Origin of the sequence: Marimonas arenosa (assembly GCF_030848945.1) — a bacterium.
In the GTDB taxonomy this organism is placed as follows: domain Bacteria; phylum Pseudomonadota; class Alphaproteobacteria; order Rhodobacterales; family Rhodobacteraceae; genus Marimonas; species Marimonas arenosa.
In genome coordinates, this window is the sequence record NZ_JANHAX010000004.1 from 312,467 (window position 1) to 336,385 (window position 23,919).

At 65.5% G+C, this 23,919-nt stretch carries 22 protein-coding genes; 7 read left to right on the plus strand and 15 right to left on the minus strand.

What is annotated here, in order from left to right; translation table 11 throughout:
• Nucleotides 1-43 precede the first annotated feature (43 nt).
• On the plus strand, nt 44-1,810 hold the full coding sequence (locus NO357_RS14805; protein WP_306736472.1) for an SLC13 family permease: 1,767 nt from the start codon (nt 44-46) through the stop codon (nt 1,808-1,810).
• Between the two features lie 125 nt (nt 1,811-1,935).
• Nucleotides 1,936-3,240 (plus strand): NAD(P)/FAD-dependent oxidoreductase, encoded by a 1,305-nt coding sequence (locus NO357_RS14810; protein WP_306736473.1) that lies wholly within the window; start codon nt 1,936-1,938, stop codon nt 3,238-3,240.
• A 334-nt stretch (nt 3,241-3,574) separates the two neighbouring features.
• Here the strand turns inward: NO357_RS14810 and glpD are convergent, their stop codons facing one another.
• The 3 genes from glpD to NO357_RS14825 all read right to left on the minus strand — a co-directional run bounded on the left by glpD (nt 3,575) and on the right by NO357_RS14825 (nt 8,110).
• The gene (glpD, locus tag NO357_RS14815; protein WP_306736474.1) at nt 3,575-5,119 is read right to left on the minus strand and encodes a glycerol-3-phosphate dehydrogenase; all 1,545 of its coding nucleotides are present in this window, start codon (nt 5,117-5,119) and stop codon (nt 3,575-3,577) included.
• 123 nt (nt 5,120-5,242) lie between these two features.
• A complete protein-coding gene (cueR, locus tag NO357_RS14820; protein ID WP_306736475.1) occupies nt 5,243-5,644 on the minus strand; it encodes a Cu(I)-responsive transcriptional regulator in 402 nt (133 codons plus the stop codon).
• Between the two features lie 3 nt (nt 5,645-5,647).
• Nucleotides 5,648-8,110, minus strand: a complete 2,463-nt coding sequence (locus NO357_RS14825; RefSeq protein ID WP_306736476.1) for a heavy metal translocating P-type ATPase — start codon at nt 8,108-8,110, stop codon at nt 5,648-5,650.
• A 136-nt stretch (nt 8,111-8,246) separates the two neighbouring features.
• Here NO357_RS14825 and NO357_RS14830 point away from each other — a divergent pair, with 136 nt between their 5' ends.
• Both NO357_RS14830 and NO357_RS14835 read left to right on the plus strand, forming a co-directional pair.
• Complete coding sequence (locus NO357_RS14830; protein ID WP_306736477.1) at nt 8,247-8,441, plus strand: heavy-metal-associated domain-containing protein; 195 nt, start codon at nt 8,247-8,249, stop codon at nt 8,439-8,441.
• Nucleotides 8,441-9,871: a multicopper oxidase domain-containing protein gene (locus NO357_RS14835; RefSeq protein WP_306736478.1), complete on the plus strand. Its 1,431-nt coding sequence runs from the start codon at nt 8,441-8,443 to the stop codon at nt 9,869-9,871. Before NO357_RS14830 ends, NO357_RS14835 begins: the two co-directional genes overlap by 1 nt.
• Nucleotides 9,872-10,164: 293 nt before the next feature.
• Here NO357_RS14835 and NO357_RS14840 read toward each other — a convergent pair whose 3' ends face one another.
• Nucleotides 10,165-11,850: an acyl-CoA dehydrogenase family protein gene (locus NO357_RS14840; RefSeq protein WP_376744394.1), complete on the minus strand. Its 1,686-nt coding sequence runs from the start codon at nt 11,848-11,850 to the stop codon at nt 10,165-10,167.
• A 158-nt stretch (nt 11,851-12,008) separates the two neighbouring features.
• On the opposite strand from NO357_RS14840, the gene NO357_RS14845 reads away from it, so the two are divergent.
• A complete protein-coding gene (locus NO357_RS14845) occupies nt 12,009-12,779 on the plus strand; it encodes a sulfite exporter TauE/SafE family protein (RefSeq protein ID WP_306736480.1) in 771 nt (256 codons plus the stop codon).
• Nucleotides 12,780-13,000: 221 nt separating this feature from the next.
• On the opposite strand, the gene NO357_RS14850 is transcribed toward NO357_RS14845, so the two are convergent.
• The 4 genes from NO357_RS14850 to NO357_RS14865 form a co-directional block, all read right to left on the minus strand.
• On the minus strand, nt 13,001-13,660 hold the full coding sequence (locus NO357_RS14850; RefSeq protein WP_306736481.1) for a HigA family addiction module antitoxin: 660 nt from the start codon (nt 13,658-13,660) through the stop codon (nt 13,001-13,003).
• Between the two features lie 71 nt (nt 13,661-13,731).
• Nucleotides 13,732-14,562, minus strand: coding sequence for an alpha/beta hydrolase family protein (locus NO357_RS14855; protein WP_306736482.1), 831 nt, complete (start codon nt 14,560-14,562; stop codon nt 13,732-13,734).
• A gap of 216 nt (nt 14,563-14,778) precedes the next feature.
• Complete coding sequence (locus NO357_RS14860) at nt 14,779-15,144, minus strand: TusE/DsrC/DsvC family sulfur relay protein (protein ID WP_306736483.1); 366 nt, start codon at nt 15,142-15,144, stop codon at nt 14,779-14,781.
• Between the two features lie 4 nt (nt 15,145-15,148).
• Nucleotides 15,149-16,024, minus strand: a complete 876-nt coding sequence (locus NO357_RS14865) for a 3-hydroxybutyryl-CoA dehydrogenase (protein WP_306736484.1) — start codon at nt 16,022-16,024, stop codon at nt 15,149-15,151.
• A 198-nt stretch (nt 16,025-16,222) separates the two neighbouring features.
• Between NO357_RS14865 and NO357_RS14870 the strand changes: the two genes are divergently transcribed.
• Nucleotides 16,223-17,068 carry a DUF6473 family protein gene (locus tag NO357_RS14870; protein ID WP_306736485.1) on the plus strand — a complete coding sequence of 282 codons (846 nt, stop codon included), beginning with the start codon at nt 16,223-16,225 and terminating at the stop codon, nt 17,066-17,068.
• 72 nt (nt 17,069-17,140) lie between these two features.
• On the opposite strand, the gene NO357_RS14875 is transcribed toward NO357_RS14870, so the two are convergent.
• From NO357_RS14875 to NO357_RS14905, 7 genes are all read right to left on the minus strand, one after another.
• On the minus strand, nt 17,141-18,067 hold the full coding sequence (locus NO357_RS14875; protein WP_306736486.1) for an electron transfer flavoprotein subunit alpha/FixB family protein: 927 nt from the start codon (nt 18,065-18,067) through the stop codon (nt 17,141-17,143).
• Nucleotides 18,067-18,825, minus strand: coding sequence for an electron transfer flavoprotein subunit beta/FixA family protein (locus NO357_RS14880; protein WP_306736487.1), 759 nt, complete (start codon nt 18,823-18,825; stop codon nt 18,067-18,069). Before NO357_RS14880 ends, NO357_RS14875 begins: the two co-directional genes overlap by 1 nt.
• Nucleotides 18,826-19,117: 292 nt before the next feature.
• On the minus strand, nt 19,118-19,696 hold the full coding sequence (locus tag NO357_RS14885; protein ID WP_306736488.1) for a periplasmic heavy metal sensor: 579 nt from the start codon (nt 19,694-19,696) through the stop codon (nt 19,118-19,120).
• Nucleotides 19,697-19,792: 96 nt separating this feature from the next.
• Nucleotides 19,793-20,368, minus strand: a complete 576-nt coding sequence (locus NO357_RS14890) for a cob(I)yrinic acid a,c-diamide adenosyltransferase (protein ID WP_306736489.1) — start codon at nt 20,366-20,368, stop codon at nt 19,793-19,795.
• 4 nt (nt 20,369-20,372) lie between these two features.
• Nucleotides 20,373-20,576: a twin transmembrane helix small protein gene (locus tag NO357_RS14895; protein ID WP_306736490.1), complete on the minus strand. Its 204-nt coding sequence runs from the start codon at nt 20,574-20,576 to the stop codon at nt 20,373-20,375.
• Between the two features lie 76 nt (nt 20,577-20,652).
• The gene (locus NO357_RS14900) at nt 20,653-21,252 is read right to left on the minus strand and encodes a 2-hydroxychromene-2-carboxylate isomerase (protein ID WP_306736491.1); all 600 of its coding nucleotides are present in this window, start codon (nt 21,250-21,252) and stop codon (nt 20,653-20,655) included.
• 124 nt (nt 21,253-21,376) lie between these two features.
• On the minus strand, nt 21,377-22,207 hold the full coding sequence (locus NO357_RS14905) for an SDR family NAD(P)-dependent oxidoreductase (protein WP_306736492.1): 831 nt from the start codon (nt 22,205-22,207) through the stop codon (nt 21,377-21,379).
• A gap of 374 nt (nt 22,208-22,581) precedes the next feature.
• Between NO357_RS14905 and NO357_RS14910 the strand changes: the two genes are divergently transcribed.
• Nucleotides 22,582-23,724, plus strand: coding sequence for a Hint domain-containing protein (locus NO357_RS14910; protein ID WP_306736493.1), 1,143 nt, complete (start codon nt 22,582-22,584; stop codon nt 23,722-23,724).
• The last annotated feature ends 195 nt before the right edge of the window (nt 23,725-23,919 follow it).

Consider the following 23,919-nt stretch of genomic DNA (forward strand, 5'->3'; position numbering starts at 1 on the left):
GTCTGGCGGGAATTCGGGCCGGGTGCGATTGGCCGGGAACAACATGACCGTCGAAATCATCATAGTTCTGGCCCTTCTCGCGCTGGCGATCGTGTTCTTCGCGATGGAGTGGTTGCCGGTCGACATCATTACCCTGTCCCTGCTCGTCGCGCTTGTGGTTTCGGGCATTCTGACCCCGGCCGAGGCGTTTTCAGGCTTTGCCAACGAAATGGTGATCATCCTCGCCTCGGTCTTCGTTCTGTCCAGCGCAATGTTGAAATCCGGCGTGATGGACTGGCTCAGCGACAGCATCCGAAGATACGGAGGACGGACGGAAACGCGGGCCAAGGGCATCTTGCTGACCATCACGGCCGCGACCTCGGCCTTTCTGAGCAACACCGTCGCAACCGCGATGCTGATGCCGGCGGTGCTTCGGATCGCACGCGACGCCGAGGCCAGCCCAAGCAGGTTTCTCATGCCGGTGGCATACGCGTCGATTCTGGGTGGCGCATGTACGCTGATCGGGACCTCGACCAACATCGCCGGCAGCGCCATGGCGGCGCAGCTGGGGTTGCAGCCGTTCTCGATGTTCGAATTCCTGGGCATTGGCCTGCTGATGGCGACGTCCGGCATCGTCTGGCTGGTGTTCTTCAGCAACCGCCTGACACCGGCCCACGCGCCGGTCGAGCCTGGTGAGGAAATCGGGGCGCAGGCGTATCTTTCGGCGCTGGTGGTGCCGGAAGGATCGCGCGCCGAGGGCCGTGCCATCGGCGCGCTCAAGCTTGGCACGATCGGCGTCACCGCGCTGTCCGTTGTCCGGGCCGGCAAACGCCTGAATCCGCATCACCGGCGCAAGTTGGCCGGGGGCGATCTTCTGATCGTCAGGGCGCCGCGCGAAAGCCTGCTCCGCGCCGAGGCCGATCTCGGGCTGGCGATAGATGCCAGCCAGCATTTTTCAGACCGGGATGTCGAGCACGACGAAATCGCCATGGCCGAGGCGGTCTTGTTGGCGCAATCCAACTTGGTTGGCCGGACCCTCAAGCAGCTTGATTTCCACCGCAGATACGGCGTCAGGGTCGTGGCGATTCATCGCCCCGGTCACGCCCGGCCGGCGAAAATCGAGAACATGCGTCTTCAGGTCGGCGATGTCCTTTTGGTCCAAGGCGCGCAGCAGGACCTGGAGAGCCTGAGGGGAAACCGGAACCTGTGGGGCCTGCTGGAAGTCGAGAGCAGGGTTCTCACGCACCGGCAGGGCGCGATCACCGTCGGAACCGTGCTCACCGCCGTCATGCTAGGGGCATGGGGCGTTCTCCCGCTGTCGATCACGTTGCTTTCGGCGGCGATCGCGCTTGTCATGGCGCGGTTTGTCACCATGGAGGAAGCCTATCGTTTCATCGAGTGGCGACTTCTTGTTCTGATCGCCGGACTGACCAGTTTCGGGGGCGCCATGATCGAAACCGGCGCCGCCATGTTCCTGGCCGAGCTGATCGTTGGGGTAACCTTGCCGTTCGGGGTCACCGTGTCGATGGCGGCGTTCGCGCTGCTCACTGTCCTGCTCACCCAGCCGATGTCGAACGCGGCGGCCGCATTGACGGTGATACCGGTGGCCGCCGCGTCGGCCGAAACGCTGGGGGTGGACGCGCGCGCGCTGGTCATTCTGGTCACGCTTTCGGCATCGCTCTCCTTCATCACGCCGCTCGAACCCGCGTGCCTGCTGGTCTATGGCCCCGGTCGCTATCATTTCAGGGATTTCGTCCGGGCCGGTCTGCCGCTGACGGTCATCTGTCTGACGCTGCTGCTGATATTCCTCCCGGTGTTCTGGCCGCTTTGAGGTCTGACCTACGACCGGGGCGCATTGCGCCGAAAACCCGAAATTCCGCGGCGCTGCCGAGACACCGACCGGTTGCAACAACCGCGAATCTTTGCAGATAGTGGCTGCGACCAATGGAGATGACCATGACGAAACCGGACGCAATCATCATCGGCGCAGGCGTGATCGGCGCCGCCGTGGCGCTGGAAATGGCGCGCAAGGGATGGAAGACGCTGAACCTCGACCGGCACAGGGCCGCGGGCCACGGTTCGACCGCGGGGTCCTGCGCCATCATCCGGATGCACTATTCCACGCTCGAAGGCACTGCCTTTGCCTGGGAGGGCTATCATTACTGGCGCGACTGGGCCGATTACCTGGGCCTGCCCGACGGCACGCCGCTGGCCGAGTTCCGCGAATGTGGCTGCCTGGTGATGAAAACGCAGGCCAATGATTTCATGGCCCGGCATATCGAAACCTCGCGCGCTTTGGGCATTCCGTTCGAGGAGTGGGATGCAGCGGCGATCCGGGCGAAGCTGCCGGTCTATGCGCTGGAACGGTATGCGCCAGCAAAGCGGATGGATCAGCCGGGGTTCGGCGAGCCCACCGGCGGGCGGCTCGAGGGGGCGGTGTTCTGGCCCAATGGCGGCTATGTCAACGACCCGGCCCTGTCGGCGCAGAACCTGGCCGACGCGGCGCGCGCGGCGGGGGCCGAGTTCCGGCTGGGGGTCGAGGTCGAGGCGGTGCTGCAGGCGGGTGGCCGCGTGAAAGGCGTGCGGCTGAAGGGCGGCGAGGAGATTAACGCGCCGGTGGTGATCAATGTTGCCGGGCCCGGCTCGCGTACCGTGAACGAGATGGCCGGGGTGACCGGCGACATGACGATCGAGACCCGACCCTTGCGGCAGGAGGTGGTGCATGTGCCGAGCCCCGAGGGGTTCGACTTCGAGCGCGACGGCACTATCGTCAGCGACAGCGACATCGCCTGCTATTGCCGCCCGGAGCAGGGCAACCACATCCTGGTGGGCAGCGAAGACCCCGAATGCGACACCCACCAGTGGGTGGAGAGTGACACCGGGTTCAACCGCGATTTCACCGACCAGTGGACCACCCAGGCGATGCGCTATGCCCAGCGGGTGCCGTCGCTCGGCATCCCGAACCGGACGCGGGGTGTGGTCGAGCTTTACGACGCCTCGACCGACTGGATTCCGATCTATGACAAGTCGAGCCTGGGCGGGTTCTACATGGCCTGCGGCACCAGCGGCAACCAGTACAAGAACGCGCCGATTGCCGGGCGGATGATGGCCGCGCTGGTGGCGTATTGCGAGGGCGGGGCGGATCACGACGCCAAGCCGCTGCAATTCACGCTGCCCTATATCGGGCGCGAGATCGACGTCGGATTCTATTCGCGCAAGCGGGAAATCAACGCCGAGTCGAGCTTTTCGGTTCTGGGGTGAGAGGCGGCGTGAAGTGTGCCGTGAAGGGCGGCCTCCGACCGCGAATGGAGTGGTTTGGCCTGGGGCGGGCATTGGTCCCTTAATCGCTGAGCCGCGCATCGTTGGGCCGCGGTCCAGCGATCCAAGGTTTGTTCGAAGCACTTTATCAAGACAAATCCGAATGACCTCAACTGGTTGCGTCAGCGTCACCAAATCGCCGGGCCCGGGGGCGGCCCGGCGATGCGCGGCGGGCTGACGCCCTTGATTCCGCGCAGGGCGCTCAGCTCGAACGTCCGCTCCAGGCCAGAACCGGCCGCTCCGGGGAGGTCCTCATACCGATGTCCGGCAATTTCGATCAGGTGTCTGGATGCGCTTCCAGGTAGCTTGCCAGGCGGGCGGTTTCTTCGTCGCTGAAATGCAGGCCCAGCCTGGTGCGGCGCCACAGCAGGTCGTCGGTGTCGCGCACCCACTCCTTGGCGATCAGCCAGTCAACTTCGGCGGCGCGGAGGCCGTGGCCGAAATCCTGACCGGGGCCGCTCTGGAAGATCGTCATCGCCTCGGTGCCGTAGGCGCGGATCAGGCGGGTGGCGGTGGCGGCGTCGGCCCAGGGCTGGGCGGCGCGGAAACCGGCCACGAGGTCGGCCGCGCCTTCGACCGGGAAATCGCCGCCGGGCAGCGCCACGCCGGCGGTCCAGTCGCCGGGCAGGTTGGGGAAAACCGGGGCCAGTTTGGCCAGGGCGGTTTCGGCCAGGCGGCGGTAGGTGGTGATCTTGCCGCCGAAGACGTTGAGCACCGGGGCCCCGGCGCTCTGGTCGAGTTTCAGCACGTAATCTCGGGTGGCGGCGGTGGCCGAACTCGCCCCGTCGTCATAGAGAGGCCGGACCCCGGAATAGGTCCAGACAATGTCTTCGGCCGCGATCTGGCACTTGAAATACTGCCCGGCGAAGGCACGCAGGTAATCGGCCTCGGCCTGGGTGCAGCGCGGCGGCGTGTCGGCTGAGCCGTGTTCGTCCTCGGTGGTGCCGATCAGGGTGAAGTCCTGCTCGTAGGGGATGGCGAAGATGATGCGGCCATCGCTGCCCTGGAAGAAGTAGCACTTGTCGTGATCGTAGAGTTTGTGCGTGACGATATGCGAGCCGCGCACCAGGCGGACGCGGTCGGGGGTGTTGAGCTTGAGCGTGCCCGACAGCACGTCGCCGACCCAGGGGCCGGCGGCATTGACCAGGGCGCGGGCGCGGATGGTGCGTTCGGCGCCGTTTTCGTCGACGGTCACGCGCCACCCGTCCCGGTCGGAGGTGGCGCGGATGACTTTCGAGCGCGGCAGGACCGTGGCACCGCGCTCGGCTGCATCGCGGGCATTGAGCACCACGAGGCGGGAATCCTGGACCCAGACGTCGGAGTATTCGTAGGCGCGGGTGAGGCTGTCTTTGAGCGGCGCGCCTTCCGAGGCGGTGCGCAGGTCAAGCTCAGTGGTGCCGGGCAGGATCCGGCGGGCGCCCATGTGATCGTAGAGGAAGAGTCCGAGGCGGATGAGCCAGGCCGGGCGCCGGCCGTTCAGCCAGGGCATGAAGATACCAAGCAGCCGCGAGGTCGGGGTGCCGGCCTCGAACCGCATGTCGGGCGAGAGCGGCAGCACGAAGCGCATCGGCCAGGCGATGTGCGGCATGGCCCGGAGCAGCACCTCGCGTTCCTTGAGCGCCTCGCGCACCAGGCGGAACTCGAAATACTCGAGATAGCGCAACCCGCCGTGAAACAGCTTGGTCGAGGCCGACGAGGTGGCCTGGCCGAGATCGCCCATCTCGCACAGCGTCACCGACAGGCCGCGGCCGGCGGCGTCGCGGGCGATGCCGCAGCCGTTGATGCCGCCGCCGATGATCAGCAGATCGGTGGTTTCGCGCATGTCCTGCCCTTTCAGGCGTCACCCGGGGAGCGGGATAGTCGAGCGGCGTGCAGGTGGCAAGGCGGGGCGAGGGGCCAGCCCCTCGCGCTCCCCGGGATATTTGGGGTCAGATGAAGGGGCGGATCAGGCTTTTGCCGTGGCGGGTGCGGCGAGATCGGCGAGGATCGGGCAGTCGGGACGGTTGTCGCCAGCGCAAGCGTGGACGAGATGCGACAGCGTTGCGTGCATTTGCTGCAACTCGGCGATCTTCTGCTCGATGCCGGCGAGGTGTTTCTGCGCCACCAGTTTGACGTCGGCCGAGGCGCGGCCGCGGTCCTCGTAGAGTGCCAGCAGCGTGCGGCAGTCCTCGATCGAGAACCCGAGGGAGCGGGCGCGGCCGAGGAAGGAAAGCTTGTGCAGGTCGCTGTCGCGGAACGTGCGGTAGCCGTTGGCGGCGCGTTGCGGGGTGACAAGACCGATGTCCTCGTAGTAGCGGATGGTCTTGGCAGGCAGACCGGAGGCGCGGGAGACTTCACCGATATTCATGGGTTATCCTTCCTGCATCTGTGGGGATATGCGGCGCAGCCGCAGCGCGTTGGAGACGACGAAAACCGAGCTGAGCGCCATGGCCGCGGCGCCGAGCATCGGCGAAAGCTGCACGCCGAAGGCCGGGTAGAACAGACCGGCGGCAACCGGGATCAGGGCGGTGTTGTAGGCGAAGGCCCAGAACAGGTTCTGGCGGATATTGCGCATCGTGGCGCGGGAGATGGTGAAAGCGTTGACCACACCGGCGAGATCGCCGCGCATCAGCACCACATCCGCCGCCTCGACCGCAACATCGGTGCCGGTACCGATGGCGATGCCGATATCGGCCGAGGCGAGCGCCGGCGCGTCGTTGATACCGTCACCGACGAAAGCAAGCCTGGCGCCGTCCTGGCGCAGGGCTTCGAGTGCCTTGACCTTGGCGCGGGGCAACAGTTCGGCCTCGACGTGATCGATGCCGGCCTGCGCCGCGATTGCCCGGGCGGTGACCTGGGCGTCGCCGGTGAACATGGCGGTTTTCAGTCCCATGTCGTGCAGGGCAGCGATGGCGGCTTTCGTCGTCGGTTTCAGGGGGTCGGCCACGGCCAGGGCGGCAGCGATCTGCCCGTCGATGGCGGCGAAGAGCGGGGTTTTTCCCTGAGCCGCCATGGCGGCCGCGGCCTGTTCGAGGGATCCCAGGGCGATGTTCTCACGCGCCATCAGGCGGGCTGCACCGATCAGCACCGCGCGGCCTTCGACCGCAGCGCGGACCCCGAAGCCGGTTTGCGAGCGGAAGTCCCTGGCGGCGGGCAGGGAGCCGAGTTCGTCTTTCGCGGCGGCCTCGATGGCGCGGGCGATCGGGTGTTCGGATTGGGCTTCGACGGCACCGACCAGGCGGAGCACGGTGGCGCGGTCCTGGCCCTCGGCAAGGACCAGATCGGTGAGCTGTGGTTTGCCCATCGTCAGCGTGCCGGTCTTGTCGAAGGCGACCACCTGTGCGCCTTGCAGCGCCTGCAGCGCGTCGCCCTTGCGGAACAGCACGCCCATTTCGGCGGCCCGGCCGGTGCCGACCATGATCGAGGTCGGCGTCGCCAACCCCATGGCGCAGGGGCAGGCGATGATCAGCACCGCGACGCCGGCGACCAGCGCGTGCGAGAGCGCCGGGGCCGGGCCGAAGACGAGCCAGACGAGGGTTGTCAACGCGGCGAGCCCCATCACCACCGGGACGAACCACAGCGTGATGCGGTCGACGAGCCCCTGGATCGAGAGCTTCGCGCCCTGCGCGTCTTCGACCATGCGGACGATCTGCGCCAGCGTGGTGGCGCTGCCCACGGCGGTGGCCTCGATCCGGAGGCTGCCCGTGCCGATGACCGTGCCGCCGGTGACGGCATCGCCGGGCTGCTTGTCGACCGGGATCGGCTCGCCGGTGATCATCGATTCGTCGACATGAGTGCTGCCCTCGGTCACGGTGCCGTCGACCGGGATGCGGGCGCCGGGGCGGAGGATCACGGTGTCGCCGGTCCGCACCGCGCTGGCTTCGATTTCGATTTCCTGCCCGTCTCGCAGGACGAGGGCCGTCTTGGGCGCGAGCTGCATCAGCCTGGCGATCGCCGCGCCGGTGCGGCCCTTGGCGCGGGCCTCGAGGAAGCGGCCGACGAGGATCAGGGTGACGATCACCGCCGCGGCCTCGAAATAGACGGCGCGGGTGCCCTCGGGCAACAGCCCGGGCGCGAAGGTGGCGACGGTGGAGAAGAGATACGCAGCCAGGGTGCCGACGGCGACGAGGCTGTTCATGTCGGGCGCGCCGTGCAGCAGCGCCGGGATGCCCTTGGTATAGAAGCGGCGGCCGGGGAAGATCAGCACAAGGGTGGTCAGCAGGAACTGCGCCACCCACGAGGTCTGCTGGCCGATGGTGGCCATGATCCAATGGTGAAAGGGTGGGATCAGGTGTCCGCCCATTTCCACCACGAAGACCGGCAGGGTGAGCGCGGAGGCGATCAGCACCTCGCGTTTCAGCTCCGCCGCCTCGGCCTCCTTGCGGGCGCTGATGTCGACGGTTGCGGAAGCCTCGCGCACCGTCGCCGGGTAGCCGACCGAGGCGGCGGCTGCGATCAGGTCGGAGGGCGTCACCATGCCCTCGAGATAGGTGACGGTGGCGGTTTCCGAGGCGAGGTTGACGTTGACATCCGTCACGCCGTCGAGCGCGGCGATGGCAAGGTCGACGCGACCGACGCAGGAGGCGCAGGACATGCCCTCGATATCGAGCACGACTTTCGCCCGCCGGGCCGGGTAACCTGCGCGGTCGAGCGCCGCGGCGATGGCGCCGGGATCAGCGGGGGCGGTATAGTGCAGCGTGGCGGATTCACTGGCGAGGTTGACGGCCACGTCGGACACGCCATCAACGTCTTGCAGCGCTTTCGACGCGCGACCGACGCAGGCGGCGCAGGACATGCCGTCAATGGAGAGTTTCAGATCGTGCAGGGCGGTCATGGGGCTGGCCTTTCGCAATGCTGTGATTACCATATAGATGTTCCAGTCACTGGAAGGTCAAGGGGCGACGGCGCTCTTGACCTTCCCCCACTGGAAGGACCCAGATAACCGGAAAACCTGACAGGAGTGACGAGCGATGAAATTCACCGTACCGAACATGAGCTGCGGGCACTGTACCGCGTCGATCGAAGACAAGATCCACGATGCCGACGAAGGCGCCGAGGTGAGCTGCGACCTGGAGAGCAAGATCGTCGAGGTCGACAGCGTGCTGGACGCGGCCGAGATCGCGGCGGCGATCCAGGCGGCAGGGTTCGAGGCGAGCCCGGCCTGATGCGTAGTAGATTGTCGCGGCGCGCGTTCCTGGCCGGGGCGACAGCCCTGGCCTTGCCGGTGCCGGCGCGCGCCCAGAGCGCTGCGCGGCGGCTGGTGATGCCGCCGCTGCTCGATGCCCGGGCGGCGGGGCGATTCAGCCTGCGCGCGGCGGCGGGGCAGCACGATTTCCTGGGCGAAAGCCCCAGCGACACGGCCGGTTTCAACCGGGGTTATCTCGGTCCGGTGGTGCGAATCGCCCCAGGCGAGACCGAGGCCACGGTGGAAAACGCCGCCGGTTTCGCGGTGACGTCGCACTGGCACGGCCTGGAAGTGCCGGGCGAGGCCGATGGCGGGCCGCATCAGACGGTGGCGCCGGGCGCGACCTGGCGCACCGTTCTGCCGGTCGAGCAACCGCCGGCGACGGCCTGGTATCATTCGCATATCCACGGGCAGACGGCGCCGCAGGTCCATGCCGGGCTGGCTGGCGTGCTGCAGATCTTGGACGGGCGCGACGGCGACCGGGGATTGCCGTCGGATTACGGTGTCGACGACCTGATGCTGGTGCTGCAGGACCGGCGCTTTGATCAGGACGGCCGCATGGTCTATCGCCCGACGATGCATGACCGGATGGTGGGCCACCTCGGCGACTGGATGGTGGTCAACGGCCAGGTCGACGGGGTGGCGGCGGTGCCGCCGGGCGTGGTGCGGTTGCGGTTGCTGAATGCCTCGAACGCGCGAATCTATCGCCTGACGATGCGATCGGGGCGCGGGATGCATCTGGTGGCGACCGAGGGGGGCTACCTGCCAACGCCGCTGGCGCTGGACAGTCTGCTGCTGTCGCCGGGCGAACGGGCCGAGGTGCTGGTGGATTTCGCCGGTGCCGAGACCGATGCGCTGGTCAGCGACGTGATTGCCAACATGCCGATGCTGGCCGGCGGCCAGGGCCTGCGGGCGTCGCAGGGCCGCGGCCGGTTCACGGTGCTGGACTTTACAGCCGACGCCGGCCTGCCGGTGCGGATCGACCGGTTGCCGGACAAGATCGGCGACGATGTCCCGGAACCGGGCCAGGCTCACGACATCGCGCGCGCGTTCAGCCTCGACATGGGGATGGGCATGCACGGCGGGTTCGCGATCAACGGTGCGAGTTTCGCAATGGAGCGGATGGATCATGTCTCGAAGCAGGGCCAGACCGAGCTGTGGCGGGTGCGGGCCGATCGGATGATGCATCCGTTCCACGTGCACGGCACCCGGTTCCGGGTGCTGAGCGAGAACGGCCAGCCGCCGCGTCCGGAATATCGCGGCTGGAAGGATACGGTGCTGATCGATGGCGAGGCGGAGTTGCTGATGCGCTTCAACCACCCGGCGCCGGCGCATGCGCCCTACATGTTCCATTGCCACATCCTCGAACACGAGGACGCCGGCATGATGGGACAATTCAGCGTGGCCTGATCCAATTGTGCGCTTCCCGCTGGGCGGCAGGCGGTTTTCTTTGAAAACCTGCCGAGAGCCTGCGCGCTCTTAGTCAGCCAGGTGGCACGGCGACGCCCACGCCGCGGGACGGCGCGGGTCTCATCGGTTCGGATCGAGTATTTTCACCAAGAAAGAGCCGCAAACAAGGACCTCTTTCTTGGCTGAAATACTCCGGGGGAGGTGCAAAATGCCGTGGGCATTTTGCACCTTGGGGGCAGAGCCCCCGATTGCACGAAACCTGTGCGCCGCAGGCGCTCAATTGGATCACACGCTCAGCCGAGCAGGCGGCGGGCGATCACCTGGGCCTGGATCTCGGCGGCGCCTTCGAAAATGTTGAGGATGCGGGCGTCGCACAGGATGCGGGAGATCCTGTATTCCAGGGCGAAGCCGTTGCCACCGTGGATCTGCAGGGCGTTGTCGGCCGCGGCCCAGGCCACGCGGGCGCCCAGAAGCTTGGCCATGCCGGCCTCGAGATCGCAGCGGCGGTCGTGGTCTTTTTCCCAGGCGGAGAAATAGGTCAGCTGGCGAGCGACCATGATTTCGACCGCCATCATCGCGAGTTTCGACGCGACGCGGGGAAACTCGATCAGCGATTTGCCGAATTGCTTGCGGTCCTGGGCGTATTGCAGCCCCTGATCGAGCGCCGATTGCGCCACGCCGATGGCGCGGGCGGCGGTCTGGATGCGGGCGGCCTCAAAGGTTTTCATCAGCTGCTTGAAGCCCTGGCCCTCGACCCCGCCGAGGAGGTTTTCGCCTTTAACATGGAAATTGTCGAAGCCCAGTTCGTATTCCTTCATGCCGCGATAGCCCAGCACCTCGATCTCACCGCCCGACATGCCGTCGGTGGGGAAGGGGTTGTCGTCGGTGCCGGGCGTCTTTTCGGCCAGGAACATGGACAATCCGCGGTGATCGGTGGTGTCGGGATCGGTGCGCGCCAGCAGGGTCATCACATGGGTGCGGGCGGCGTGGGTGATCCAGGTCTTGTTGCCGGTGACGCGGTAGTCGCCATTGTCGTCCTTGATGGCGCGGGTGCGTAAGGAGCCGAGGTCCGAGCCGGTGTTGGGTTCGGTGAAGACGGCCGTGGGCAGGATCTCGGCGCTGGCGATCTTGGGCAGCCAGTGGGCCTTCTGCTCGTCGGTGCCGCCGCCTTCGATCAGTTCGGCGGCAATTTCCGAGCGGGTGCCGAGCGAGCCGACGCCGATATAGCCGCGGGAAAGTTCCTCGGAGACTACGACCATCGCGGCTTTCGTCAGGCCGAAGCCGCCGTATTCCTCGGGGATGGTGAGGCCGAAGACGCCCATTTCGGCAAGTTCCTCGATCACCTCCATCGGGATCAGCTCGTCCTTGAGGTGCCAGTCATGGGCGAAGGGTTCGACCTTTTCGACGGCATAGCGGCGGAACTGTTCACGGATCATTTCCAGTTCGTCATCGAGCCCGGTGACGCCGACAGTGATCTCGGCGGCGCGTTCCTGCATCAGCTCGACCAGGCGAATGCGGGCGGCTTGCGTGTTGCCGCGGGCCATCAGGGTCTGCACTTCCTGGCATTGGAAGCCCGAGAGCGCGTCCCAGCCGAGGCCCAGCTCCTGCAGGTGCAGAATCTCGCCCTGGCTCATCGGGATGCCGCCGGCGATGTGGTGCAGGTATTCGCCGAAGGCGATCTGGTGGATCAGCTGCTCGACCTCTCCGAACTTGCCCTGTTCGGCGACGCGGCTGGCCCAGTTCTGCATCTGACGCAGGGATTCGACGTAGGTGGCGAGCCAGGCAACGCCATGGGCGGCGGTCTGGTTGGCCTCGATCAGCCGGGCCGAGACGCGACCGTCCTCGGTCACCGTATCGCGCAGGCGGGCCAGTGCGGCGTCGAACACGGCTTCGGCCGCGGGCACGGCGGCGGCGGTGAGGGTAAGAAGATCGGGAAGAACGATATCGGTCATGGGTGCCCCCTGCATATCCTTGGCCATGAATCAGCCCCTTTGAAGCTTGTGGATCCTGAGTCCCGGGTGGTTTAGTTATTTTGCAGGTGCAGCGCAACAAATATACCTATATTTGCTATGTTTTTGTTCATTTCTTGCGCGGAAAATTTTGCGGTGCGGCGTGAACTGGGGTGATAAGAAGAGACATGGACGCGCTGCTTTCTCTGCTTCCGCCGGACACGCTGGCGATCTGTTTCGCCATCGCGCTGTTTGCCGGCGTGGTGAAGGGGCTGGTCGGCTTTGCCATGCCGCTGATTCTGATTTCCGGCATGGGCAGCCTGATCGACCCGGAACTGGCGCTTGCGGGGCTGTTGCTGCCGACGCTGATCTCCAATCTTTGGCAGGGGTTCCGGCAGGGGGTGGGGGCGGCGCTGGGCTCGCTCAGGGCGTTTCTGCCGTTCATCGCGGTGGGCGGCGTGATGCTGGTGCTGTCGGCGCAAATGGTACGGGTCATCCCGCCCACGGTGATGTTCATCCTGATCGGGGTGCCGGTGACGCTGTTCACCCTGGTGCAACTCGTCGGCTGGCGGCCGAGACTGAGTGAGGCGCAACGGTTGCGGGCGCAACTGGTCGTTGGCGGGATTGCCGGCGCGATGGGCGGGTTTTCGGGCACCTGGGGGCCGCCGACGGTGCTGCTGCTGGTGGCGCTGGAGACGCCGAAGCTGGACCAGATCCGGGTCCAGGGCGTGCTTTACGCGCTGGGCTCGGTGGTGCTGACGCTGGCGCATCTGGGCTCGGGCGTGCTGCGTTGGGAGACGCTGCCCTTCGCGCTTTTCACCCTGCCGCCATCGCTGATCGGGATGTGGATCGGGCTCAAATTGCAGGACCGCACGCCGCAGCACCTGTTTCAGCGGGCGACGATGGTGGTGCTGATCCTCGCCGGGCTGAACCTGATCCGGCGGGGCGTAATGGGCTAGGGTTGCCGGATCAGCCGCCCTGTTCTGCGACCAGAGCGGCAAGCCGTTTTTCGAGTTCGGCAATCCGGCCCGGCCAGCTGAGGAAAACGACGACAGGCTGCGCGCAACCGGCGTCAACCGAAAAGAAAAATCGACAGGTGACAATCAGAGTTTGCCACGTTGATCGCCGGGTTTGCAGGGCGTGCCGGGATGGAACGGTCCGAGATCGAACAGTGGTGCGGTCAGCCCGCCTGGGTGCGCGGCGTGATTGAGCGGCGGATATCTTCACCAATCGCATGGCGGGCGCGTTCCATGTCGTGCTCGACCTGCAGGCGGATCCAGAAATCGGCGGCGGTCGAGAAATAGCGCGCCAGCCGCATCGACATCTCCACGGTCATCTTCTCGTCGCCCGCGATCAGTCCCTTGAGCCGGCCTTCGAGCATGCCGGTGGCGGCGGCGAGCTGGGCCGGTGCGATCCCCAGCGGTTCGAGATATTCCTCGCGCAGAACCTTGCCCGGGGCCGGGCAGAGCAAGACCGGTTCGGGTGCCTTCTCTTCGCCCGGGGCCTTGAGCTGGACCTCGGTCGGCAAGCCGGCGGCCTTCCAGGCCTCCATGCCGCCGGTCATGTGGACGACCGCGTCATAGCCTTCCTTGAGCAGCATCTTGCCGGCGGCTTCCGAGCGTTTACCGACGGCGCAGTGCAGCACCAGCCGCTTGCCGGGCAGGCTGGGAAACAGGTCGGCCTCGAAGCTGGACAGCGGCAGCAGCAGGGCGCCGGCGATGTGTTCGACCTCGTATTCCGACGGCTCGCGCACGTCGACGAGCACGATGTCGCCAGCGGCGAACCAGGCATGGATGTCTTGCGGGCTGGCGGGCGTGACGCCCGGGTCGTCGGCAGGCATGGCGGTGTTCCCCGGTCTGTGTTGCGCCGGAAAAGCCTGCGGTAAAACCGGCGCAAAGGCAAATCCCGGGCTCAGTCGCCCAGGATCGCGGGCCAGAGGGCCGCGTTGCGCCGGGCGAAGGCCGCGAGGTGACCGACAGAGCCGAGGCGAAAGGCGGCGGCGGCGAGCGTGACGTGGGTCTGCGGCGCTGCGGTATAGAGCCGGCCAAGGCGCTCGACCACATGCGGCGGGATCATCACGTCGTCGGCCAGCGCCACGGTTCGCAGCGGGGCGGTGAGACGGGTGGCGCCCCAGGGCGGCAGGGTGGTGTCGGCGCGGTGAAATCCTTGCCGCGTGCACCAGCGTTTCCACTGCCGGAACACCGGGCCGGGCAGGTCGGCGCCGAGACCCGAGAGTCGGGCGGGCAGATAGCCGGTCGTGGCCACGAGGGCGGGGCCGAGGCCGAACCAGAACAGTCGGGCCATGGCCTGGTAGGGCCAGGGATGGTCGCGAACATGCACCGGCCCCGAGGCGACGGCGATGACCCGGGCAATGTCGGCAAGCCCGGTCTGGTAGCCCAGCATGAAGCCTCCGAGCGAATGGCCGATCACCCAGAGCGGTAGATCGGGGCACCGCGCCGCCAGCCAGTCGCGGGCCGCCTGCTGATCGGTGATGCCCCAGTCGGCCATCTGCAGCGGCACCATCCGGGCCGGTCCCTCGGCCGAGGCGCCGAAACCACGGTAGTCGTAGGTTAGACAGGTGACGCCGCGCGCTTCGGCCAGCCAGCGGGCGAAGGCGCGGTAGTATACCTGCGCTACGCCGGTGGCCGGGTTGAGCACGGCCGCGGCGCGCGGCGCGGGGGCCGGGTAGAGCGTGGCGGTCAACCGGCCCGGGCCGGCGGGGATGGCAAGGGTCTCTTTCATGTAGACAGCAAAGGCACGGCTGGGGTTTGCGTAAAGCCTGACGTGGAGAGATGCGACGCAGCGTCAGGCCGCCGCCGCAGAGCGCGCCCACCCACCCGCCCCGCGCCCTGCGGCGGCTTGTTTCGCGGACCCGGACATGCCGCGCGGGCCCATCGGTGGAATTTGAGTATTTTTGCCAAGAAAGAACGGCAGGTCGCGGCGACGCGACGGTGACGGTCAGCCGGTCGACCAGGCGCGGGGCTGTTTCATGCCGGCGATCTTGCAGGCCTGCTTGACATAGCCTTGGGGAAACAGCGCGTAGAGCGCGTCCTTGGCCTGTGACTTGGTCAGGCCGCGGCCGTGGCCGAGGAAGCGCAGAACGTGGCGCTGGTCGGGGGTGATGCCATGTTCGTCACGCTCGGCGCGGATGAAGTCGATCACCTCATAGTGACGCCTGGTCAGCGTGATGCCCTCGGCCGCGGCGGTGATCTCGGCGAAGGCGGGTGACCACAGGAACGGGTCGGTGAGATAGCCATATTCATCGACCGTGACCTTGCCGCCTGGCAAGGCGAGTTCGGTCAGTTTGTCAGGCCGGGTGCGCATGGCGTCACCGGGTCGGCACCGGCATGTCGCCGCGATAGTCGTAGAAGCCGCGGCCGGCCTTGCGCCCGAGCCAGCCGGCCTCGACATACTTGGTCAGCAGCGGGCAGGGGCGGTACTTGGTGTCCGCCAACCCGTCATGCAGCACGTGCATGATCGCCAGGCAGGTGTCGAGGCCGATGAAATCGCCCAGTTCAAGCGGCCCCATAGGGTGGTTGGCGCCGAGCTTCATGGCGTTGTCGATCGAAGCGACGTTACCGACGCCTTCGTAGAGCGCGTAGGCGGCTTCGTTGATCATCGGGATCAGGATACGGTTGACGATGAAGGCGGGGTAATCCTCGGCGCTGGCGGCGGTCTTGCCCAGGCGGTCGACCACGGCGAGGCAGGACTTGTAGGTTTCCTCGTCGGTAGCGATGCCGCGGATCAATTCCACCAGTTTCATCAGCGGCACCGGGTTCATGAAGTGGAAGCCCATGAATTTCTCGGGCCGGTCGGTGCGGCTGGCCAGCCGGGTGATCGAAATCGACGACGTGTTGGAGGTGACGATGGTGTGGGGCTGCAAATGCGGCAACAGGCCCGCGATGATCTTGTTCTTGATGTCCTCGTTCTCGGTCGCCGACTCGATCACCAGGTCGGCGGCGCCGACCTCGGCGGTGTCGAGCGTCGGCGTGATGCGGGCGAGGGCCCGGGCCATGTCATCTTCGCTGATCAGGCCGCGTCCGGCCTGGCGGCCCATGTTCTTTTCAATCCGGGCCATGGCGGTGTCGAGCGCGTCCTGGCTGATGTCGTTGAGGGCCACGTCATAGCCCGCCAGTGCCATCACATGGGCGATGCCATTGCCCATCTGCCCCGCCCCGATCACGCCGACTTTGCTGATGTCCATCGCGCTGCCCCTGTCCTGCCCGGTCCTGTCATGTCGATACCCGAGAATAGGCCCGGGCCGGTGCGCTCTGCAAGGGCTGCACGTTTTGCGTGGTCATTTTACCGTGGCGCGGAAAATTTTCCGCAAATCCGCCGGTTAGCCTTTCGGAAAGGGGTTTCTGCGACTCATTTCCGTGGGTGAGAAAACTTGGTGGGTGAGATGACCTTCGAAAACATGGGGAGCGGGCCCCTCGACTATGCCCCGTGCACGTATGGCGGCAGCCGACTGACCTTTCGCGGACCGGCGCGCGCGCTGGAACGCGATTACATCGCCTTTCTCGGCGGGACCGAGACCTATGGCAAGTTCATCGCCGATCCGTTTCCGGCGCTGGTTGAACAGACACTGGGATTGGCCTGCGTGAATTTCGGCCAGATGAATGCCGGGGTGGACGTGTTCCTCAACGATCCGGCGGTGCTGAACACGGCGGTGGACGCGCGGCTGGCTGTCATCCAGGTGACCGGAGCCAACAACCTGTCGAACCGGTTCTATGCCGTGCATCCGCGCCGCAACGACCGGTTCCTCAAGGCCTCGGCAATGATGAAATCGGTGTTCCGTGACATCGATTTCACCGAGTTCCATTTCACCCGCCACATGCTGGGCGCGCTGGCGGTGCGTGCGCCTGACCGTTTCCGCCTGGTGATCGAGGAGCTGCAACACGCCTGGCTGGCGCGGATGGGGCTGCTGTTGTCGCGGTTCGAGGGGCGGGCGGTGCTGCTGTGGTTCGCCGATCACGCCCCTGAGGACAAGACCGACATCGCCCAGACCCGCAACGACCCCTTCGCGGTGGAACGCTGGATGATCGAGCGGTTGCGGTCGGGCGCGGCCGGGGTGATCGAGGCGGTTGCGAGCCCGAAGGCGCTGGCCCGCGGCACCCGCGGCATGGTGTTTTCCGACCTCGAGGCGCCGGCGGCCCAGGGCATGCTGGGGCCGGCGGCGCACGCAGAGGCGGCGGAGGAAGTGGCGTCGCAGCTGGCCGGCTTGCTGGAGACGCACCGCAACCAATGACGCAATGACAAAGGCCCGCCGGGTTGGGCGGGCCTTTGAGAAGACTTGGAGTGCGCGCTCGCGCGCCGCGTGTCAGAGCTTCTCGATCAGTTCCGGCACGGCGGTGAAGAGGTCGGCCACGAGACCGTAATCGGCGACCTGGAAGATCGGTGCCTCTTCGTCCTTGTTGATCGCGACGATGATCTTCGAGTCCTTCATGCCCGCAAGGTGCTGGATGGCGCCCGAGATGCCGACGGCAACGTACAGATCGGGGGCGACGACCTTGCCGGTCTGGCCGACCTGCCAGTCGTTCGGGGCATAACCCGAGTCGACCGCGGCGCGGCTGGCGCCGACGGCGGCGCCGAGCTTGTCGGCGAGGCTCTCGATCAGTTTGAAGTCCTCTTCCGAACCGACGCCACGGCCGCCCGAGACGACGATCCCCGCCGAGGTCAGTTCCGGACGGTCGCTTGCGGCAACCTTGTCTTCCACCCAGCTCGACAGGCCCGGATCGGCGGCGGCCGGCACGGATTCGACCGGGGCAGCGCCGCCTTCGCCGGCGGCGTCGAAGGTCGAGGTGCGGAAGGTGACCACCTTCTTGGCGTCCGACGACTTGACGGTCTGGATGGCGTTGCCGGCATAGATCGGGCGCTCGAAGGTCGAGCCGTCGACGACGCCGGAGACATCCGAGATCACCATTGCGTCGAGCAATGCGGCAACGCGCGGCATCACGTTCTTGGCGTCGGTGGTGGCGGGGGCCACGATGTGTTCGTAATCCCCAGCAAGGCTGACGATCAGCGTGGCGGTCGATTCCGCCAGGCGGTGACCGAGCGATGCGTCTTCGGCGACCAGCACCTTGGCAACGCCGTCGATCTTGGCGGCGGCGTCGCCGGCAGCGGCGGCCGAGGCACCGGCGGCCAGAACGGTCACGTCACCCAGGGCTTTTGCGGCGGTGACGGCCTTGGCGGTGGCGTCCATCGCCAGTTCGCCGTTGTTGACTTCGGCAAGCAGGAGAACAGCCATTACACGACCCCCTTCTCTTTGAGTTTGGCGACAAGCGTATCGACGTCCGGCACGATCTCGCCGGCCTGGCGGGCCTCGGGCTCGTCGGTTTTGACGATTTCGAGCCGCGGCGTGACGTCGACGCCGTAATCGGCGGCGGTTTTTTCATCCAGCGGCTTTTTCTTGGCTTTCATGATGTTGGGCAGCGATGCGTAGCGCGGTTCATTGAGGCGCAGGTCAACGGTGACGATGGTCGGCATCTTGACCGAGATGGTCTGCAGGCCGCCGTCGACTTCGCGGGTGACCTTGGCGCTGTCGCCTTCGATGTCGACGTCGCTGGCGAAGGTCGCCTGGCTCCAGCCCAGCAGGGCCGACAGCATCTGGCCGGTGGCGTTCATGTCGTTGTCGATCGCCTGCTTGCCGGCGAGCACGAGGCCGGGCTGCTCTTCCTCGACCACCTTGGCGAGGATCTTGGCGACCGCCAGCGGTTCGATATCGGTGTGCACGTCATCGGCGGCAACCACGAGAATGGCGCGGTCGGCGCCCATGGCGAGCGCGGTCCGCAGGGTTTCCTGGGCCTGCTTGACACCGATCGAGACTGCCACCACCTCTTCAGCCTTGCCGGCTTCCTTCAGGCGGATGGCTTCTTCGACGGCGATCTCGTCGAAGGGGTTCATCGACATCTTCACATTGGCAAGATCGACGCCCGATCCGTCCGCCTTGACGCGGACCTTCACGTTGTAGTCGATCACGCGTTTGACAGGCACAAGCACCTTCATTGGCGTATCTCCTTGGTTGCTCCCGTGCCCCGCGTGCGGGGCGAGTCAGTATCTCGCGGCGTTGTTACAGGCTTGGGGCGGGCGGAAACAGGGCAAAATCGTCACGTTAGCGCCAACCGACGTCGCGTTCGCGGGTTTTGCCGGGGATTCTTTGCCAGAATGTTTCAGGCTGCCGCGGGGACAACGCGGGTCGGGCATGAGACCTGCTCGGGCGGCTCTCCGCGAGGCTGCCGGCAAGAATGTGGCGGCGTTGCGCCAACCCGCCTCGCCGTCTTCGCGCGTCTCGGCGGCATCAATCGCAATTGTTGTGCTTGCGCCACATCTCCGGCGCATGACCTTCGGGCACGCTGGAGCAGGGATCGGCGGCATAGCCGCGCAGCTGGTTGTAGCGGGCGACCTGATGCGGGGTAAGCAGGGCCGGTGTCTCGAGGTGGCGCGACAAGTGCACGAAGCGCAACGCGGCGCGGGCATCGGCGGCGGCGTCGAGCAGGGCTTGAAGGGTAAGAGGATCAAGACTGTCTGCGGTGAAGGCGTCGGACAGGGCCTTTTCGGCGGCCAGGAACCGGGCACCGGCGGCGATCGCTTCGGTTTTCATTTGCGCATGGATCGTCTCGATGGCGGCGACCTGAGCAGGGGTAAGTTGCAGATCCTCCCGCAACTCGAGCACATGTGCCGGGCCCGGTTTGCCACTGAGTTCGGCAGGCAAGGCGAGGCCCCAGCCGCCGCCCGACTCGATTTCGGCAATGTCGTCGGGCGACAGGCTCTTGATGGCGCGCTGCTCGAACCCGGCGTAAGGCTGCTGGGTATGGCCATGCTGCTGGGCCAGCGCGGGGGTTGCGAGACAGGCGAAAGCAAGGGCGAGTCGGCGCATCGCGGGAACTCCTGTTTGACCGGGTTGCGATATTCTAACCGCCCGGCACCTTTGCGTCTGCCGTGGCCACGTGAATGTGAAGCACGAACCGTGATCTCACCGGTTGGCGCCGGGCACCCAGAGCACGTCGTCGCGACCTTCGTCATTGGCGACGCGGGCAGCGACGAAAAACCAGTCGCTGAGACGGTTGAGGTATTTCAACGCGGCATCATTGACGTCTTCCGCGCCGGCCAGTTCGACGGCCAGGCGTTCGGCCCGGCGGGCGACGGTGCGGCAAAGGTGGAGATACGCGGCAAGCGCGCTGCCGCCGGGCAGGACGAAGCTGCGCAGCGGCTCGAGAATTTCGTTCATCGCGTCGATTTCCAGCTCCAGCCGTTCGACCTGGGCCGGGACCATGCGCAGCGGCGGGTAGTCGGCCTCGGCATCGCGGGCCATGTCCGGCCGGCAGAGATCGGCGCCGAGGTCGAACAGATCGTTCTGGATGCGGGCGAGCGCCTCGTCGATGTCGTCGTCCTCGACGTAGAGACGGGCGAGGCCCAGCGTGGCGTTGAGTTCGTCCACCGTGCCGTAGGCGTCGACCCTCAGGTCATACTTGGCCCGGCGCGAGCCGTCGCCGAGCGCGGTGTCGCCTTTGTCTCCGGTGCGGGTATAGATTTTCGACAGAACCACCATGGTGTCAGCCTTTCGAACGCAGCCAGACGAACAGGAGAATCAGGGCAATGGCGATCGCCTGCGCGCCGATCCGCCAGCGCATCACCTTGTTGGCGTGCTTGCGGTTGAAGTCGCCGCCCTTGGCAAATCCGCCGACGCCGATCATCAGGATGACCAGAACGGCGATACAGGCGAGTGCCACCACCCAGAAAAGCGGATCGTCGGCCATTGCATGTCCTTTCGTGTTCGTTGACGCCCACATAGGGGCTGACGCGGAAAAAGCGAAGGGGCGATTTGGCGCGGCGTCAGGCGAGGCTGCCGTGGCGGGCCCAGGCGATGGCATCTTCGAGCCGGTCGTCGCCCCAGAAGATTTCGCCGCCAACGGCGAAGCTGGGGCTGCCGAACACACCGAGATCGCGGGCAGTTTCAGTGTCCTGTACCAGCTGTGCGGCGATGGTGTCGGAGGCGGCGCGGGCGATGGTCGGTTCCGGGTCCTGGCCGGCGGCTTCGAGACTGGCGGTCAGGCCTTCGCCTTCATCGGGGACCAGCCCTTTCTCGAACCAGTTTTCATAGGCCGCAATGACGAATTTCTGGCCCCAGCCCTCGTTCAGGCCGAGCAGCGCCACCTGATTGGCAAAGGCGAGGTCATTGAGTGGATAGGGGGCGGGCAGTTGCGGCGCGAGCCTGTATTTCCCGGCACGGCGCGCGATGTCGCGCCACATATAGGCGGTCTTCACCGGCTTGTCGCGGAAGGGGATGTTGTTCTGTTCGAGCATGATCGCCCGGACGTCGAAGGGTCGCCAGGTGACGTCGACACCTTCACGTGCGGCCAGCTCGGGCAGGCGTCGGACGGTGAGATAGGTGTAGGTCGAACCGATCGAGAACCAGAAATCGATTGCGGACATGGGCGCCTCCGGGTGTTTCAGGCGACCATAGGTCGTGCCGTGCGGAACGTGCAATGCCGATGTGATGCGGGATCCAGAGCCTCCGCGCGAACAGCGGCACGACCACTGCCGCTTGCACCGGTGTCTACCCCTTCGAGATCAGCCAGTCGAGCGCGCGGCTGGGCAGCAGGCGACGTGCCGTGCCCATCAGATAAGTCGGCGTGGTGATGTAGTAACGTGGTTTCGGGCGGCGGGCGTCGAGCGCGCGCGCCAGCTTCCTGGTGACCGCCATCGGCGGCAGTTCGAACGTATCGAGATCGCGTTCTTCGTAGAGCCGCTTGAGCAGCGTGCTGCGGTATTGTTCGGCCCGGGGACTGGCTTGCCAGTCGATCCAGCGTTCGAAATGCGGGATCGAATTCTCGCGGATTCTCGAGGTGATGGGGCCCGGTTCGAGCGTGATCACATGGATCGGGGTGTCGCGCATTTCGAGACGGAGCACGTCGGTCAGGCCTTCAAGCGCGTACTTGCTCGCAACATAGGCGCCGCGCCAGCGCATCGGCACCAGCCCGAGGACTGAGGAACAGTTGACGATCCGCCCGTGCCCCTGGGCCCGCATCACCGGAATCACCAGCCGGGTCAACTCGTGCTGGCCGAAGACATTGGCCTCGAAGATCGCGCGCAGGGCGCCGGCGGGCAGGTCCTCGACCGCGCCTGGGATGGCGAAGGCGCCGTTGTTGTAGAGCGCATCGAGCCGGCCGCCGGTGGCCTCGAGCACCTCGGCCAGCCCGTTGTAGATGCTGTCGGCCTCGGCATAGTCGATGCGCGGGCTTTCAAACCCTTCCTCGCTTAGACGGTCGCAATCGCTGGCGTTTCGGCAGGAGGCAAAGACCCGCCAGCCGCGGGACCTGAGCCCGTGCGCGGCATCATAGCCGATGCCCGAAGAGCATCCGGTGATAAGGATGGATTTGCCTGTCATCGCCACGCCCTGTGCCTGCCTTCGCCCGTCAGCGCAGGGCTAATCGATTTCGGGGCGTGGGGCAATCAGGTGGCGCTTTTGCGGAACCGGGCGACTTCAAGCCCTTGGCGCAAGTTGAAACGCGAGGGAGAATCTGGCGGGAGAATGTAGAGGATCGCCGCTGGGCACGGTACTCACAACCAGCATGGAAGTAATTGTATGCTCAGGCAATCAAGGCACATGTCTCAGCGGTGATGTGCAACAAATTTGCGCATCTCGATTTAAACGAGATGTTGATGATTTGACGCGACTATCGGGTCAAATTCCTTTGGCAAAGTCCGCGCTTTCGACATGCCATAGAGACTGTCAGGTCATAGTGCGGTGTGAGACCGAACATGGCGGTAACCTTCGAAGTCCTCTACTTGGGCACTGCGCCGGAAATTGACACGGCGGAAGGTAACGTGCTGAGCGAAAACGACGGCGCGTTGGTCGGTATGACCTTCGGCTCCACGGACGCGCCGCTGGCTTACAACGCCCAGCACACCCTGTCGCCGGTCGGCTATTCTGGTGGCACGTCGAACATGTATGATATCGACAACACGATTTCTAACGACACGTTCAGTATCGATGGCGGCCCGGCACAGACCTTTGATGGGCTGGCAGTTTATAATGCCACGATCACCTATGCCGACGGTACGCCAAGCGCGACCATCACCGCGGTTGTGATCCAGGATGCCGACGGTAACCTTTATCTGGTGCCGGAGACGTCCGCAAACGCGGACCATGCCGCAATGACCGCTGCGCCGATTGCAAGCATCACCCTTGATTCGATCTACACGATCTCCTCTGGCAGGCTGGTTGCAGATCGGCAAAGCACTGATTTCGTCTGTTATGCCCTTGGCACCGACATACTGACGGACCGCGGAAATGTTCCGGTTGAGTGTTTGAGGCCAGGCAACCATGTCATGACGCTTGACCGTGGCGCTCAGCCAATCCGCTGGATCCACTCTGGTATGCATCTACTTGACGCGGAGGACACCGACGCAAAACCGGTTTTGATCGGTGCAGGTGCGCTTGGCCCGGGGCGTCCGGCTCGTGACCTGATCGTGTCGCCGCAGCACAGGGTATTGGTCGGGTCCAACTTGCAGTTGCAGGATTTTTTCGGTGCCGAAGCGTTGGCCCCGGCAAAATTTCTGACACGCCTGCCGGGTATACGGCACATGAAAAGCAAACGGGATATCACGTGGGTTCATTTCGCCTGCGATCGACACGAACTTGTCTATGCCAACGGCTGCTTGTCGGAATCGCTTTTGCTAGGACCCATGGTTTTGAATGGGATGACGCATCACGACCGACGGGCTGCAGCCGAAATCTTTGGACAAGCCCCGACGCCCGACGCGGCGCTGAATGGCCCTCCGGCCCGGGACTTTCTGCGCAAACGCGAGGTTCAGGCGATGCTGAGGCCACGAAACAGATGCCGAAAGGTGACGCGGCCTCATGACGACGTCTCCTCGGCAGGATTGGCCAGTCACTATTGAACGAAAATGGCCTCTTTGTCTTGGGTTGCGGATCTTCCTGAAGGCAACCACCCGCCGGGAAAAAGAGTAGGTGTTGGCCAGCAATGCAGGCGGAGCGCTTCGAACATTCAAATCAACTTGTTCCGGGCAAGCATCAAATGACCGCTTCGTCCGCAATCCGGACGATCTGCAACAAGAAGCTGAAGGTGCGCGGAA

Excerpts from the sequence above, each read along its gene's own strand:
- NO357_RS14805 (WP_306736472.1), top strand. The coding sequence starts at position 44 with ATGACCGTCGAAATCATCATAGTTCTGGCCCTTCTCGCGCTGGCGATC.
- NO357_RS14810 (WP_306736473.1), top strand. The coding sequence starts at position 1,936 with ATGACGAAACCGGACGCAATCATCATCGGCGCAGGCGTGATCGGCGCC.
- glpD (WP_306736474.1), bottom strand. The coding sequence starts at position 5,119 with ATGCGCGAAACCACCGATCTGCTGATCATCGGCGGCGGCATCAACGGC.
- cueR (WP_306736475.1), bottom strand. The coding sequence starts at position 5,644 with ATGAATATCGGTGAAGTCTCCCGCGCCTCCGGTCTGCCTGCCAAGACC.
- NO357_RS14825 (WP_306736476.1), bottom strand. The coding sequence starts at position 8,110 with ATGACCGCCCTGCACGATCTGAAACTCTCCATTGACGGCATGTCCTGC.
- NO357_RS14830 (WP_306736477.1), top strand. The coding sequence starts at position 8,247 with ATGAAATTCACCGTACCGAACATGAGCTGCGGGCACTGTACCGCGTCG.
- NO357_RS14835 (WP_306736478.1), top strand. The coding sequence starts at position 8,441 with ATGCGTAGTAGATTGTCGCGGCGCGCGTTCCTGGCCGGGGCGACAGCC.
- NO357_RS14840 (WP_376744394.1), bottom strand. The coding sequence starts at position 11,850 with ATGGCCAAGGATATGCAGGGGGCACCCATGACCGATATCGTTCTTCCC.
- NO357_RS14845 (WP_306736480.1), top strand. The coding sequence starts at position 12,009 with ATGGACGCGCTGCTTTCTCTGCTTCCGCCGGACACGCTGGCGATCTGT.
- NO357_RS14850 (WP_306736481.1), bottom strand. The coding sequence starts at position 13,660 with ATGCCTGCCGACGACCCGGGCGTCACGCCCGCCAGCCCGCAAGACATC.
- NO357_RS14855 (WP_306736482.1), bottom strand. The coding sequence starts at position 14,562 with ATGAAAGAGACCCTTGCCATCCCCGCCGGCCCGGGCCGGTTGACCGCC.
- NO357_RS14860 (WP_306736483.1), bottom strand. The coding sequence starts at position 15,144 with ATGCGCACCCGGCCTGACAAACTGACCGAACTCGCCTTGCCAGGCGGC.
- NO357_RS14865 (WP_306736484.1), bottom strand. The coding sequence starts at position 16,024 with ATGGACATCAGCAAAGTCGGCGTGATCGGGGCGGGGCAGATGGGCAAT.
- NO357_RS14870 (WP_306736485.1), top strand. The coding sequence starts at position 16,223 with ATGACCTTCGAAAACATGGGGAGCGGGCCCCTCGACTATGCCCCGTGC.
- NO357_RS14875 (WP_306736486.1), bottom strand. The coding sequence starts at position 18,067 with ATGGCTGTTCTCCTGCTTGCCGAAGTCAACAACGGCGAACTGGCGATG.
- NO357_RS14880 (WP_306736487.1), bottom strand. The coding sequence starts at position 18,825 with ATGAAGGTGCTTGTGCCTGTCAAACGCGTGATCGACTACAACGTGAAG.
- NO357_RS14885 (WP_306736488.1), bottom strand. The coding sequence starts at position 19,696 with ATGCGCCGACTCGCCCTTGCTTTCGCCTGTCTCGCAACCCCCGCGCTG.
- NO357_RS14890 (WP_306736489.1), bottom strand. The coding sequence starts at position 20,368 with ATGGTGGTTCTGTCGAAAATCTATACCCGCACCGGAGACAAAGGCGAC.
- NO357_RS14895 (WP_306736490.1), bottom strand. The coding sequence starts at position 20,576 with ATGGCCGACGATCCGCTTTTCTGGGTGGTGGCACTCGCCTGTATCGCC.
- NO357_RS14900 (WP_306736491.1), bottom strand. The coding sequence starts at position 21,252 with ATGTCCGCAATCGATTTCTGGTTCTCGATCGGTTCGACCTACACCTAT.
- NO357_RS14905 (WP_306736492.1), bottom strand. The coding sequence starts at position 22,207 with ATGACAGGCAAATCCATCCTTATCACCGGATGCTCTTCGGGCATCGGC.
- NO357_RS14910 (WP_306736493.1), top strand. The coding sequence starts at position 22,582 with ATGGCGGTAACCTTCGAAGTCCTCTACTTGGGCACTGCGCCGGAAATT.